At 35.5% G+C, this 15,646-nt stretch carries 12 protein-coding genes; 4 read left to right on the plus strand and 8 right to left on the minus strand.

The genetic code is table 11. From position 1 onward, the window contains the following. Together pelF and pelG are read left to right on the plus strand one after the other, a co-directional pair. On the plus strand, positions 1-1,422 hold the full coding sequence (gene pelF / locus AB1284_RS22400; RefSeq protein WP_429752920.1) for a GT4 family glycosyltransferase PelF: 1,422 nt from the start codon (positions 1-3) through the stop codon (positions 1,420-1,422). After that, entirely contained in the window at positions 1,410-2,867 is a 1,458-nt protein-coding gene (gene pelG / locus AB1284_RS22405; protein ID WP_429752919.1) for an exopolysaccharide Pel transporter PelG, read from the plus strand. The genes pelF and pelG overlap by 13 nt, the downstream gene beginning before the upstream one ends. A 74-nt stretch (positions 2,868-2,941) precedes the next feature. Here pelG and galE read toward each other — a convergent pair whose 3' ends face one another. Beyond that, on the minus strand, positions 2,942-3,946 hold the full coding sequence (gene galE, locus AB1284_RS22410; RefSeq protein WP_429752918.1) for a UDP-glucose 4-epimerase GalE: 1,005 nt from the start codon (positions 3,944-3,946) through the stop codon (positions 2,942-2,944). A gap of 818 nt (positions 3,947-4,764) precedes the next feature. Between galE and AB1284_RS22415 the strand changes: the two genes are divergently transcribed. Together AB1284_RS22415 and AB1284_RS22420 are read left to right on the plus strand one after the other, a co-directional pair. Further along, a complete protein-coding gene (locus AB1284_RS22415) occupies positions 4,765-6,657 on the plus strand; it encodes a PhoX family protein (RefSeq protein WP_429752917.1) in 1,893 nt (630 codons plus the stop codon). A 333-nt stretch (positions 6,658-6,990) separates the two neighbouring features. Beyond that, positions 6,991-8,646: a multicopper oxidase family protein gene (locus tag AB1284_RS22420; protein WP_429752916.1), complete on the plus strand. Its 1,656-nt coding sequence runs from the start codon at positions 6,991-6,993 to the stop codon at positions 8,644-8,646. A 192-nt stretch (positions 8,647-8,838) separates the two neighbouring features. Here the strand turns inward: AB1284_RS22420 and rlmH are convergent, their stop codons facing one another. From rlmH to walK, 7 genes are all read right to left on the minus strand, one after another. Further along, positions 8,839-9,318: a 23S rRNA (pseudouridine(1915)-N(3))-methyltransferase RlmH gene (gene rlmH, locus AB1284_RS22425; protein WP_429752915.1), complete on the minus strand. Its 480-nt coding sequence runs from the start codon at positions 9,316-9,318 to the stop codon at positions 8,839-8,841. 59 nt (positions 9,319-9,377) lie between these two features. Further along, positions 9,378-9,563 (minus strand): CxxH/CxxC protein, encoded by a 186-nt coding sequence (locus AB1284_RS22430; protein WP_098310129.1) that lies wholly within the window; start codon positions 9,561-9,563, stop codon positions 9,378-9,380. 51 nt (positions 9,564-9,614) lie between these two features. Next, a complete protein-coding gene (locus AB1284_RS22435) occupies positions 9,615-10,808 on the minus strand; it encodes a S1C family serine protease (RefSeq protein ID WP_429752914.1) in 1,194 nt (397 codons plus the stop codon). A 63-nt stretch (positions 10,809-10,871) separates the two neighbouring features. After that, positions 10,872-11,666, minus strand: coding sequence for an MBL fold metallo-hydrolase (locus AB1284_RS22440; protein WP_336482054.1), 795 nt, complete (start codon positions 11,664-11,666; stop codon positions 10,872-10,874). Then, on the minus strand, positions 11,663-12,478 hold the full coding sequence (locus AB1284_RS22445) for a two-component system regulatory protein YycI (protein WP_377880313.1): 816 nt from the start codon (positions 12,476-12,478) through the stop codon (positions 11,663-11,665). Before AB1284_RS22445 ends, AB1284_RS22440 begins: the two co-directional genes overlap by 4 nt. Then, positions 12,465-13,811, minus strand: coding sequence for a YycH family regulatory protein (locus AB1284_RS22450; protein ID WP_429752913.1), 1,347 nt, complete (start codon positions 13,809-13,811; stop codon positions 12,465-12,467). Before AB1284_RS22450 ends, AB1284_RS22445 begins: the two co-directional genes overlap by 14 nt. Further along, entirely contained in the window at positions 13,808-15,643 is a 1,836-nt protein-coding gene (gene walK / locus AB1284_RS22455; RefSeq protein WP_429752912.1) for a cell wall metabolism sensor histidine kinase WalK, read from the minus strand. The genes AB1284_RS22450 and walK overlap by 4 nt, the downstream gene beginning before the upstream one ends. Positions 15,644-15,646: the final 3 nt, after the last annotated feature.

A 15,646-nucleotide genomic window follows, 5' to 3' on the forward strand; every position in this document is an offset into this window, starting at 1 on the left:
ATGAGAATAGGAATGGTTGTAGAAGGGAGCTATCCCTTTGTTAGTGGCGGCGTAGCAAGTTGGGTTCAAATGATTATTCAGCAATTTCAAGAGCATGAATTCACAATTTTTGCGATTGTCCCTAGCAATAAAACAGAGAAAGATTATCAATATGAAATTCCCGGAAATGTAAAAAATATTATTGTAATTCCCTTGCAAACTAAGGAGAGCATGAAACACATAAAAACTACTTTAACAGAACAAGAAATATACACATTACAAAAATGGTTTACCTTTCAATCGACTGACACAAGTGCATTAAAGATATTAGGAGATCCCCTTAAATTGGGATCTCTTGAATCTTTTTTTAAAAGCCCTGAGTTTTATCATATTGTAAAGGAAAGCTATATTTATGAAGAAAGCAGCGGCTCTTTTCTAAATTACTTTTGGATGTGGCGTGCGATGTTTACGCCTATTATTCAAATTTTACAAACTGAATTCCCAGATCTTGATCTCATTCACTCTGTATCAACAGGTTATGGCGGATTATTAGGGGCTGCCATCAGTGCGAATTCTAATATCCCCTTTCTTTTAACAGAGCATGGCATATACTCACGAGAACGAGAAGAAGAAATATTACAAGCCAGTTGGATACCAATCGAATATAAAGAACGCTGGATCTCTTTTTTTCACCATTTATCAAGGCAAGCATATACGCAAGCAAATCATATAGTGACACTTTTTGAACGGAACAGTTCATATCAAAGAGAATTAGGTGCACCGGTAAATAAACTAAAAATTATTCCAAACGGTGTAAATACATTAGATTATGCTAATATCCGAAAAAAGGAAGTATCATTAAACAAACTTATCATTACTGCAATTATTCGAGTAGTACCAATCAAGGATATAAAAACAATGATCTATGCAGCAAAAATTTTGGCTGATCAAAATATTCCTTTCATCTTTTATTTACTTGGACCTGACTCGGAAGAACCTGAATACGCACAAGAATGTAAAGATTTAATTACCCAACTCAAACTAGAGAACCACGTTAAATTAACAGGAAAAGTAAACATCAAAGACTATTTAAAAAAGACAGACATACTTGTATTAACAAGCATATCTGAAGGACAACCACTAGCAATGCTTGAAGGAATGGCAGCAGGAATTCCATGGGTTGTTACAGACGTTGGCTCTTGTAAGGAACTAATTTTTGGCCAAAGCGGAGATGATTTAGGGCAATGTGGATTTGTGGTACCACCAGTATCACCTGAACAAGTAGCTTCTTATTTACAATGGTACTACCATCATCCAGACAAAATCCAACAGTTTGGAGATATTGGACAAAAAAGAATTCAAGAATATTATCAATTAACCGACGTGATAGAAAGTTATCGTAAACTTTATGTAGAAGGGGAGCAAACAAAATGGCAGGAATAGGTTTTCGCTTACAAAAACTATTTCAAGAAGATTATTATTCTTCAAGAATAAAAGCATACGGATTTTCATTATTTGTTACAGCTGGACCATGGCTCATGGTTATTTTAGGTGTCACTGCCATTCATTATGTTCTAAGTTTTTTTCATTTCTTATCGATTGAGGAACAACGCCTGTTTACAATCTCGATTTCTTACTGCTTTATTTTTTCACAAATCATCTATGGTTCACTACAATTAATTGTAACAAGATACGTAGCTGATCTCTTGTACGAACAAAAAACGGATAAACTATTTGCTTCATTTTTAGGAATGACAAAAATCATACTGTTCTTTGCTATTGTACTATGGGGAATTTTTTCTATTCTTACACCGCTTCCTTTATATTACAAAATTATGTTACTTTTCTTATTCTTAGCATTGAATATTATTTGGATACAATCTATTTATTTAACAGCTGCGAAAGACTATCAGTCTATAGCATTAGCATTTTTAGTCGGTGCCGTCATTTCTATAACTGGAATCATAATTGTTTCCTATACACATCCTACACTCCATTTAGAACATGGTTCGGCCTTTTTACTTCTTACTTGTTTTACAGTAGGAACATTCATTACTTTAGGCTGGCTAAGTGTTGTAATGGTAAAAATGTTTCCGAAAAATGAAACAAAAGACCAATTTATTTTCTTAACTTACTTAGATAAGTATCCAGAATTATTTTGGGCTGGATTATTATATAACATTGGGATTTGGGTATGTAATTTTATTATTTGGTTTGGAGAGGGAAATGAATTAATTGCGGGCAGCTTCTTATATCATCCGCTCTATGATACTTCTGTTTTTTGGGCGTATTTAACAATTATCCCTACCTATATTTTCTTTGTCGTTTCCATTGAAACAAGGTTTTACAAACGATATAAAAATTTTTTTGGTACCGTCAATAGCGGCGGAACATTAAATCAGATTCTACATCAAAAAGATTCAATGAAAGTTGTATTACGCCAAGAAGTTGAGCGTCTTCTTCGCACTCAAGGAATCTTCACATTCCTTATCATTTTTGGTATATGGATTTATATGTCACAATCTGGCTTACGTTCACTTCAATACTCAATCTTTCAGCTAACAGCAATTGGGGCATATTCAAACAGCATGGTACTTGTAATGACACTACTCCTTTTATACTTTGACGATCGAAAAGGAGCTTTCCGAACAGCCGCTCTATTCTTTTTTGCAAATTTGACATTAACAGCTATTCTATTACCTTTAGGCTACAATGGCTATGGACTTAGCTTTGCAATTGGTTCTAGCATCGCTTTTTTATATTCTATTTCTAGGATTTTTAATTATGTACAACAGATTGACTACTATACATTTTGTACCCCAACTGCTCTATATACGAAGCGGAATTTCTTTACAAAGTTAGCAAATAAACTAAATAAATATGCATAAAAAAATATCCTCTACAAAACATTGTAGGGGATATTTTATACTGAACATAAAATATTTATAATTGCGTTTTCTAATTAAACATTTACATACCTACACTGCCATTTCCATGAATCCGCGCACATGTCCTCCAAACTTCTCTTTGCCTTCCAACCTAGCTCTTTTTTTGCTTTAGATGAATCTGCAAAACATATGGCAACATCTCCAGAACGACGTTTTGTAAATATAAACGGAACTCTTTTGCCTGAAACCTTCTCAAATGTTTGTACCATTTCTAACACAGAATAACCAACACCAGTTCCAAGGTTATATGCCTCTACTCCCGTTGTATACATTACTTTTTCTAGGGCCTTCACATGCCCTTCAGCAAGGTCTACAACATGAACATAATCACGAATACCAGTTCCATCTTTTGTTGGATAATCGTCACCAAATATTCTCAATTCTTCTAACTCCCCAGTAGCTACTTTTATTACGTATGGCATAAGATTATTTGGAATCCCATTTGGTTCTTCTCCAATTAAACCGCTAGAATGAGCTCCAAACGGGTTGAAATAACGCAGTAAAGCTATGCTCCATTCAGAATCAGATATATATAAATCTTTTAAAAACTGCTCTAGCATCAGCTTTGTTTGTCCATAAGGATTAGTAGCACTTAATGGAAACTCTTCTGTGATTGGTGATGTCTCTGGAACTCCATAGACAGTTGCGGATGAACTAAAAATCATGTTCTTTACGCCATACTTCTGCATCATCTCACATAAAATAAATGTACTCGTAAGATTATTATAATAATACTTAAGGGGAAGCTCCACAGACTCTCCAACAGCTTTCAAGCCAGCAAAATGAATAACTGCTTCAATTTTATTTTCGGCAAAGATTCTCTCCACTTCTTCACGATTAACGAGATCTATTTCATAAAATTTAAATCCCTTTCCGGTTATTTCTTTAATCGAATTTAACGATTCCCTTTGGCTATTTGAAAAATTATCAGCTACCACAACATCATATCCACGATTTAGTAATTCTACACATGTATGACTACCAATATAACCCGCTCCACCTGTTACAAGTACTACCATAATTTCAACCTCCAGCAATGAATTGTATCCCCCATTTAAAAATATGGAGTTATAAGCACATTCCTTTTTACGAGTTCATGTTAAAAGTATTTTAAGCAAACGTATTACATAAAGGAATTAATCCTCATACTATTTCATATAAACAAATTAAATTAAATAATTTATTTATATATATAATTATATCACGTATGATAAATTTGTAACCTTACTATGTATAAAGTCCATAACAAGGTTACATAAAATAAAAATGTGCCCATACTACCTTATAAAACAAACATAAAAATCTTTATTAAATTCACCTATTCTAGGTAATCCTAGTAAAGTCCAATTATATAAATGTACATTCCTACTACAATTTATCTCACATTAATGGACAGTAAGTAAGACTCCAAACCCAAGGTTCAGAGAAAAGTGAAGAAGATAAGTGGGGGATAACTGTCAGTAGAGTCCAGATTGGTTCAACTAACCATCAGTAGAAGGATGAAAAATCCCCACTGATGGAAGTTTCAATTTATTATTCTTCGAGCAACTTCCCAAGACACCGCATAAAGCAAATTCTAAGAATCATTAAAGTTACAATTCATAATTGGTGTGCAATAACGTCCACTTAAGAATATAAATCCCATCCTATCCATTCATCAAGTTTCCGCTTTTCGATCATGATACAGTTCTCCATAACTAATCTATTAGAATAAGTTATTATATACATTTATTATTATTTTAATAAATCCTCAACACTGAAAGATATTCCTTAATACCCTCTTAACAATTCAATGATTTAATAAAATTATCAAAAGTTTAGGGGGAATCAAATTATTATGAAAAAAATAGTTTCAGCTGGTCTTTCTATGGCTATAATGGCTTCTGCTGCCGTTCCGACTTTCGCATCCGATTTTGATCATGATTCTAAGTCTCAAAAACACAATCAAATAGAGCACGTAGAATTTACTTCTATGAAAGCCCCAACTACTATTGAAAACATGGTCAAAACTTATTCAGAAGCTAAGGTGAAAGTCACCTATAAAGACGGCAGTGTAAAAAAAACTCCTCTTGATTACAAATCTCTTTTTTTATCCACAGATAAAATTGTAAAAAATAAAGGCGAAATGATCCCTGCTGGCACTCCTATTGACGCAAAAGGGAATCCGATTGTCGATAAAAGTATTCCGTACAAACCTTCTTATTTTATTTCTGATGCACCTGACTCCAATAGTTTAATTACGATTTACGGAAAATCTTACATTATCTCCCATTATGAATATGATTCAATAGATAATGCAGGAAACTCAATTTCTGGCCTACCGGCATCCATGACTCTTACACAAGTTGATCAAAATAAAAAAACTGGCGAACTAACTGTTAATAACGCCAAAAAAATCGATTTTTCAAACGTAAATGGTCTCTGGACTCCATGTAATGGGACTACAACAGATTGGAACACTCATCTTGGCTCAGAAGAATATGAACCTGACGCACGCTCATTTGAAGATCCTACATCCAGTTCTTATAAAGCTGTTACAAACTTTGCTAACTACTACTTTGGTGATAAATCTAAAGCAAATCCTTATTTTTATGGCTGGATTCCTGAAATCTCCGTCAATGCACAAGGAGAACCTTCCGTTGTCAAACATTATAGTACAGGAAGATTTTCTCATGAACTAATGCAAGTTTTACCCGATGATAAAACAGCAATATTTGGTGATGATGGCGGAAATACAATGATGTTTATGTATGTGGCAGATAAAAGGAAAGATTTCTCTGCAGGAACGTTATACGCAGCTAAATTTAAACAAACAAGTACTGAAAATGGCGGTGCAGGAAATTTAGAATGGATTAAGCTGGGGCATTCAACTGATAAGGAAATAAAAGCTATTATTGATAAAGGCGTTAAGTTCAGTGATATTTTTGATACAGCGGCTCAACCTACTGCTGGCTATACGGTGATCAAAACATCAGCAAATAAAAATGTCGAGTACCTTAGAGTAAAACCTGGGATGGAAAAAGCAGCTGCATTCCTAGAATCTCGCAGATATGGTGCTATATTAGGTGCAACATCTGAATTTAATAAAATGGAAGGAATCGCTGTCAATGAGAAAGATAAAAAAGCGTATATCGCTATGTCCTATCAAAATAGCAGCATGCAAAAACAAGAAGGTAGCATTCAAGACGATATTCAGCTACCCGCTATTAATTCTGGCGTAACTTGGCAAATAGACTTAAACGAAGAGCAAAAAGATAACAGCGGCCGTCACATCGAGAGCGAATTCGTACCCGCTAGTATGAAAGGACTTATTATTGGAGAAGATTTAAAAGCTCCGGATGCCTACGGAAATACAGCTGCACCAGACAAAATAGCAAATCCTGATAACTTAACCTTCTCAAATGATTTAAACACGTTATTCATTGGAGAAGACAGCTCGATGCACACAAATAACTTTGTATGGGCTTATAACGTTAAAACTAAGCAACTATCAAGAATCCTTTCAGTTACTGCTGGTGCAGAAGCAACAGGATTAAGAGCAGTTGATGATGCTAACGGCTTCCGTTATGTCTTAAGTAACTATCAGCATCCAGGTGAAGACCTGGAAGGCAAGCAAATTACAGCCGTCGACAAAGCTAAATTAGAAGAAGCGATGAAACAAGGCATAGGCATTCAGGAGACCGGAGGAGTTGGCTACATATCTGGACTACCTTTTGGAAATATAAAATAATAAATTTGATGAAGAAAAACTCCCCTCGGTGGGAGTTTTTCTTCATCTCTCACCTATCTTCTTCACTTCCTCTGAATTTTGAGGTTAGAATGCAAGATGAACTTAAAGTACAACGCACTGTACTTAATATAAGCACTTGTAAAATTCTTATTTACTTATGGTATAGTTCACTGTGATTAATTTAAATAGGATTTTTTCCTTAGATGAATTACCTTTTTACAACCCAATCCTTTTCCGTTCATTTCCTATTAGAAATTCGTCTATACCCACTTCAATTAAATTCATATTATATATAACAAACAATATTTGATTCTTTAAAAAGGAGGCAGTTAATTGTCTTTAAAAAAATTTGTAGATGCATTACCAATTCCTCCTGTCTTAAAACCAGAAGGTACCCATGATGGAATCCCATTCTATGAGGTAGCGATGAAGCAAGTCAAACAAAAATTACATCGTGATTTGCCGCCGACTACCGTCTGGGGTTACAACGGTATGTACCCTGGACCAACATTTGAAGTAGAAAGAAATCACCCTATTTTTGTAAAATGGAAAAATAAATTACCTTTTGAACACCTGCTGCCCGTCGATCAAACCGTTCATGGTGCGCAACCAGACAAACCTCCTGTTAGGACGGTTGTCCATTTACATGGAGCTCGGGTTCGTCCAGAAAGTGATGGATATCCTGAGGCATGGTTCACAAGAGATTTTCAAAACGTTGGACCGACATTTGTGAATAAAGTCTACTACTACCCAAACTGTCAACGTCCTACAACACTTTGGTATCATGATCACGCCATTGGAATCACTCGTTTGAACGTTTATGCAGGCCTTGCGGGCTTCTATCTTCTCAGGGATGAAGAAGAGAAAAAATTGTGTCTTCCTAGTGGAAAATTTGAAATTCCACTAGTCATCCAAGATCGTTCGTTCTACGCCAATGGTGAGCTATTCTATCCATCCCAACCAGGAAATATGGCGCCCCCAGCCCCGCAGCCGCCGCCTCCAATCGATCCTACATTACCAAATCCATCAGTCGTCCCTGAATTTTTCGGTAACACAATTTTAGTCAACGGAAAAGTATGGCCTTATCTTGAAGTTGAGCCACGAAAATACCGGTTCCGCATTCTAAATGGCTCCAATTCTCGTTTTTATCGTATGCAGCTAAGCTCTGGACAAAATTTTATCCAAATTGGTACGGATGGAGGACTTTTGGAAAAACCAGTCCCAGTGTCCGAAATCATCCTTGCACCTGCGGAACGCGCCGATGTCATTGTAGATTTTTCAAACCATAACGGTCAGAGTATTATTTTAACAAATGACGCACCAACCCCATTCCCTGATGGTGAAAGTCCTTCTGAAGATCTAAGGCAGATTATGCAATTTCGCGTCAAACAAACATGCTGCAGACCTGACAAAAGCAAAATTCCACAAAAATTGAGTTGCTTGGAGCACCTAAATCCCCAGGATGCTGTAATTATACGAAAAAACACTTTACTTGAAGCTACTGATAATTTTGGACGCCCTATGCCATTATTAAATAACATGGAGTGGGATCAGCCCATTACAGAAACCCCGTATAATGGAACGATAGAGATTTGGGAGCTGTACAATATGACACCAGACACTCACCCGATTCACTTGCACCTCGTCAATTTTCAAATTTTGAATCGCGCTGTATTTACTGGCGATCCAAATAGTTCTAACCTAAAAGTAGGGCCGCCAATACCACCCGATCCAAATGAGAGAGGATGGAAAGATACTGTTCGTGCCAATCCCGGCGAAGTTACCCGCATTATTGCACGTTTTGGTCCATTTACAGGAACCTATCCTTGGCACTGCCACATTCTTGAACACGAAGATTACGACATGATGAGACCCTACGAAGTTCTAACTAATCCTACCTTTAATCCATGTGAACGAATTTCAGAACAATGCAGTGATAACTCCTTTTCTCAATGTTTTGACTGTCATAAACACCGTAAAAACAAATGACAGTAAACAAAACCGATGCGATGATGATTGAATTCGATATTCAAATTTAGTTACAAATTTTTTAGAAACGACCTAAAAGGGTTCAATTTTTTATTCTTTTTAAGTCTTAAAACAAAAAAGAAGAGAAATCATTATTCCTTGATTTCTCTTCCCCCTTTCATTCAGTTGATACCCTTGAATAAAGAATTTCATTTACTTATGATACGGTTCATTACGATTAATTCGAAAAGCTCTATACACCTGCTCTACCAGTACCAAACGCATCAACTGATGAGGCAGCGTCATTTTTGAAAACGACAATGACTCATTAGAGCGCTTCATTACTTCTTGGCTTAGCCCAAGCGATCCTCCAATAACAAATGTCACTTTACTCTTTCCATATGTAGCAAGGCGATCTAAGTTTGCAGCAAACTCTTCTGATGATTTTTGCTTTCCCTCAATTGCTAATGCAATTACATGCGTATCATCAGAAATTCTATCTAAGATACGAATTCCCTCTTTTTCTTTTACCATTTGCATTTCTGCTTCACTTAAATTCTCCGGTGCTTTTTCATCTGGTAACTCAACAATCTCCACTTTTGCATAGGCCGATAATCGTTTTAAATACTCTTCAATGCCTTGTTTTAAATATTTTTCTTTTAATTTTCCGATTGAGATAATTAAGATATTCACAAATATTCCCCACCTTACAAACACATTATCCACAGAAGTTATCCACATATCCACATTTATCATCCACATATTGTGTGGGAATCTGTGTTCGATACAACATATGTCGCCTTATTTTGACAAAATTCACACGTTTTTTGCTCATTATCTTTATTATCCACAGTGTGGATAAATGGTGGTACTTCACATTCATCCACAATAATATCTAACGCTAATTCCACATGTTCTAAACAACAAGGTAATTTCATAATTTCACCTCACTTATCCACAACAGAAAACAGGAGGGGCTGCCTCCTGTTTTAATACTGCTGACTGCCTAATTTTACAGTTGTTGTTTCTCGTTTTGCACCACGATACAATGTAACCGTCATTTTATCACCAATTTTCTTACTATATAGGACTTTTCGGAATGCAATAATATCCTGAACTGCTTTTCCATCCACTGCTACAATGACGTCATATTCGTGTAAACCTGCATCTCCACCAGGCGATGGGCTTTTCACATCTAAAATGCATACACCTTCTGTTACATTAGAAGGAAGATGCAATGTTTTATCCCAATAATAAGTAGGAATTTCATTTAAAGATCTTAATTCAACTCCAACATAAGGTCGTCTTACTTTTCCATACTTTTCAAGCTCATTCATTACTGGTACAGCTCGTGAAATAGGAATTGCAAGTCCAATTCCTTCTACCTCTTTTGCAGCAATTTTCATGGAGTTGATTCCAATAAGCTGCCCTGCTTCATTTACAAGAGCCCCGCCACTATTACCTGGATTAATGGCCGCATCTGTTTGCAGTACTTCTACTTGCCAATCATAATGCCCATCTTGATTTAAATCAACAGGAACAATACGTTCATTTGCTGAAATGATCCCTTGTGTTACAGTACCTGAAAATTCTAAACCAAGAGGGTTCCCGATTGCAAGCGCAGCTTCACCACGTTTTACTTTCGTAGAATCACCAAGGTCAATGACCTTTTTCGCATATTTTTCATCAATTTGCAAGACAGCTAAATCTGTTACAACATCAGTTCCTAAAATCTTTCCAGGAACTTTTTTTCCATCACTCAAACTTACTTCAATGCGATTTGCTCCTGCTACAACATGATTGTTCGTTACAATATATGCGTTTCCTTTTTCCTTCTTATAAATTACACCAGATCCTGTTCCTGCTTCGGAATCTGCTTCTGAAAAATTATCACGCTGAATATTAATAACACCAACAACCGCTTCTGAAGCACGGTCAACAGCCTTAACAAAGCCCTCTCCTGTATTCACAACTTGAGGAGCAGACTGCGCTATATACTGTTTCTCTTCACTTGCTTCAGTTTCTCTTATTGTAGTCCAACCTAGTTTTGAAAACGTTGGAATAGCAAAAGCAAATAATGTAGCACCAATGATAGTTCCCGCTACACCAGAAATAAAAATATGTTTATGCTTTTGCTTTCTTTTTCGTTTCATCTGAACATCTTCTTCATCAATAAAGGACATTTATGCTCACCTAGCCTTCCGAAAGCATTTATATTCTCCTTTATTGTTTACCAAAATGAAGAATTATACGTATTGAATTTTAGTTGGTGTTTTGGGATCTGTATCGTGCAGCTGAAATGCTTCTCCTACAGCAAGTCCTTTTTCTTCAAGAACTTGCTCAACAGACATACGAGCAAGTTCTTTCATATTATTGTCTAAACTAAGATGAGCTAAATAAATATGCTTCGTTTCATCCGTAATCACATCAGTCATCGCAAGAGCTGCATCTTCATTAGAAACATGTCCTACATCACTCAAAATTCTTCGTTTAATGCTCCATGGATAACGTCCCATTCGTAGCATTTCAACGTCATGATTACTTTCAAACACAAAAGCATTAGCTCCCTTAATAATTCCTTTCATTCGGTCGCTAACGTATCCCGTATCTGTAATAAGCGCTAACTTCCTTCCATTATGATGAAACGCATAAAACATTGGCTCAGCAGCGTCATGTGAAACACCAAATGATTCCACTTCAATATCTCCAAATGTTTTAATCTCTCCAATTGAGAAAATAAATTTTTGCTCCGTTGGAATATTACCGATTAAATGTTCCATCGCGTTCCATGTTTTCTCATTTGCATAAACAGGCAAATGATACTTACGTGCTAGCACACCTAGTCCTTTAATATGATCGCTATGTTCGTGTGTGACAAGAATGCCAGATATGTTATTTATATCTATTTCAGCTTGTTGAAACAAAGCCTCTGTTGCTTTTCCGCTTAGCCCTGCATCTACTAATAATTTTTGGCGTTCTGTCCCCACATACAGCGCATTTCCCGTACTGCCACTTGCAAGTACACTAAAATGCAAACTCATTTACCTTCACTCCATTGTTCATTGTCCTTGCCTAATTTAATAATTTGTCCTTCTATTGCATTTACAAAGTAATCCATTTTGTCTGTATACAAATTCCAGGTCGGAACAAGAACTTGTATATTTGAGGAAGAAGGAGCTACCACCGTTGCATATCCTAATTTTGCCCCTTTTATATGACTCCCTTGCTTCAATTCATTTTTCGTATTCGTATACAACGTTTCTAATGCATTTCGAGCAGAAATAATATCTAACTCTTTATTTTGGTCTCCCATCTCTTTAAATTCATATAGCATTGTTTGCGTATACGATATAATTTCTTTCTTTTCATTTAGTTCAGCAACAATCATACCATGTTGATTATAAAATAGCGGCTTATCCTTATATTTTTGAAAAAAATACACTTTCGATCCTTCCGCTTTTCCTGCAGCACTGTATTTTTGTCCATCAATTACATAAGAACGCAGAAATTCACTATAATTATCACTTGTTGTTGCTTTTGCATTCCAAAATGGCTCTTTAAGCTTACTTACAATGGTATTAGAATCTTGTAAAAACACCGTTTGATTTTTTAAAGAATGTATATCTTCATTAGAGAAACTCTTATTTTTTGCCATAATATACGTATCTTTCGTCGGTTCTTTCGGCAAATCCTCAGATGTAATTTTATCCGCTTTCAATTGTTCTTCAATATTCGTTTCCGTCATATAATCAAGTTGATCACTATCTTGTTTTTGAACGAACTGAAAAACAAGGAAGAGATCTAAAATGAAAAAGGTAACAATAAAAATTGTTTTAATCCTATTCCAATCCAATGAGCTCTCCCCCTTTCTCCACGCTCCATTCTAAAACTTTATCATCTTCACCATATACCACATACCAAATAGGTTTTAAATTTACTGCAGCAATGTTTTTTCCGTTCGGCCCTGCTCCTGGCTCTGGTGTAAGCTTATATCCTAAACGAATATCTTGAATTAATTTCATATCCACCTTTTTATTTTTCTCTAAAGATTGTATCACCGTCTTACCATCTGGAAGAGAAATTGTTTGATCATCGCCATACTTTACTTCCGATAACTTAAACAATGGACGCTTATACGAAATTAATTCATCTACACCCCACACTTGTTCCAACGTTGCCATACCACTTTCATTAAATACAGGTAAGCTATCAACATATAAACGATACGTTGTTTGTCCTTTTTTGGAATTCATATAATCAAAACGATAAGCACCTGTTAAACCACCATGACTATTAATAAAATCAAAGCTGCGTTGAACAAGAGTACTTCCATATATATGTGATTGGTCTGATATAGCTGAATTTGTGTACTGCAACATTTGCTTTTTCTTTAATACTTGCATAAGACGAATTCCATCTGTATATGTGTCTTCTTGATCATCGGACATTTTTTTTACATAACGAGGATCTGTAAATAATGAATTTATAAATATATCTTCAGGTATATTACTTATTAAATACACGATACTCTGCTTGTCCGTTTTCGTATCTGGCAAAAATATCTCTCTCGTATCACTTAATTCATATTGAGAGTAGTCCCTTGCTTTAGCTGCAAATTGATCACGTGCTGTGTCAAGATCTTTAACTGAAATTCCTTTTAATACCATATGATATACTTTGCGATTTTCATACGAAACGAAATATACAGGAATATTACCGTCCCGACTTCCTTGAAGATCAATCAGTATACGATCAAAGCTATATGACTCTGAAACCTTTTCTTTAATTGTAAAAACGTCTTTCATAGAATCTAAAGGTATATTGGTAGGAAAAATCATTTCAATCTTATTTTTACCACGAACAAAGGAGAGGAATTGATGTTTTGGGATATCATTTGATATATCCCTAAAATCATACAATTCTCCTCTCTCAAGTAATTTATACAATGGATTAATACTGTCTATATCCTCACTTCCAAGATGCGTATTCTCTTTATGAAAAAGAACTACGGAAGGAAAAATTACATTCGTAAGACTCTTCTGTTCCATCTCTGCATTATCTTGTAAATATTTTGCATTTTGCAACTTGCTAGAATCAGGTACATAGGTCCATAAATTAAAAGTAAGAAATACACTAATAACAACCAAATTAATTAGCAAGACTGATTTTAAATTCTCAATATTCATCCCCAGTCATCCTCTTCTTCCTTTTCCATTGGAAGCGTGAAATAAATGGTTGTCCCTTTTCCTTCTTCACTTTTCGCCCAAATTGATCCGCCGTGGGCTTGAATCATTTCCTTGGCAATTGCTAGACCTAATCCCGTTCCACCCAATTTACGTGAACGAGCTTTATCAACACGATAGAAACGTTCAAAAACCTTATCAACATTCTCCTTTGGAATTCCCATCCCTTGGTCGCTAATGCTTACTTCTAACATATCTTCTCTTTCTCGTAACCGATATGTCACTGTTCCACCTTCTGGAGAATACTTTAATGCATTTGAAATGATATTATAAAGAACTTGTGTAATTTTATCTTCATCAATTTCAATAAAACGTGATTTCTTAGAAAATGAACGATTAAAAGATACGTTTTGTTCTTTTGATATCTCAAAACGGTCAATGATATTACTAAAGAATTGTGTAAAGTCCACCCATTCTTTCATTAAACGATATTCTGTACTATCTAGTTTTGAAAGCTGTAATAATGCATTGACCAGTCGAATCATTCGCTCCGTTTCTTCTTGTGTTACCTGTAAGAATTGCGGTGCAATATTCGGATCTTGCCATGCCCCCTCACCCAATGCCTCTAAATAGCTTCGCATCGTTGTTAATGGTGTACGAAGTTCATGCGAAACGTTTGCCACAAACTCACGGCGTTCTCCATCAATTCGCTCTTGTTCCGTCACATCATATAACACTGCAATGAAACCATTCACTTTTCCATTCTCTTTTTGAATAACAGAAAAGCTAGCTCTTAAAATATACGGCTCATCTCTTGTACTAAAATCTAAAATAACCGAATCTGGTTCTTCATATAAATTATCTAATGTGTATTCTTCTTGAATGCCTAATATTTCTAAAATAGATTGATCTAACGCTGTTTCACGTGAAACATTTAGCATTTTTTCTGCTGGATCGTTTAATAAGATAATATCCCCTTTTCGATCTGTTGCAATTACCCCATCTGTCATATGAGATAATACAGACGAAAGTTTTCTTCTCTCACTCTCCATAGAAGAACGAGCTTGCTGCAATTTCTTAGATAAGTTATTAAACGCTAATGCTAACTGACCGATTTCATCATTGCCATTTACTTTTACTTTACGAGAATAATTTCCCTTTGCCATTTCAATAGCTTGTTTTCTCATATCTGAAATTGGTCTTGTAATGGTTTGTGCCAATAAGATACCTAGCACAGCCGTTACCAACAATGCAATAACCGTTCCCGTTGCAAAGATTTGATTAATAAGCTTCATTTGTTTATAAACATCTTCCATAGAAGCAACGATATAAATTACAAAAGGTTTCTCATTATCTCCTTGAACTGGAGTAGCAACAACTTGCACACGATTCCCTGTACTGCGGTCTATTTCCATTTTTTCAACAGGTTTTTTTTGCACTAAGGCTCGCTTTACCAATAAATCTGTTGTTTTTTTTCCCACAATACCTTGATTATATTGATGTGATGTCGCTAATACACGACTACTCTCATCAATTACCCGAACTTCTTGAATATCAGCTTTTCGATCAGAAGAAAAATCTTCTATACTCGTTTTAATCGCGTCTTCAAGAGTGGGATCTTTTGTTTTATCTCTTTCTTTCGCAAATTCCTGCTTTAAATTGTAAGCGAGTAAGTTCGTTCGTTGTGTTAATGATTCCTTAAAACTCTTCACAAGATTCTTTTCTAACTCACGAACGAAATAGACACCAATAATTTGCATTGCCATTAAAATTAATAACATGTAAATTAATACGAATTTTAAATGAATAGACTGAAAAAAACCAACTTTCTTCATATA

Origin of the sequence: Bacillus sp. S2(2024) (genome assembly GCF_050474045.1) — a bacterium.
Classification (GTDB): Bacteria; Bacillota; Bacilli; order Bacillales; family Bacillaceae_G; genus Bacillus_A; species Bacillus_A yunxiaonensis.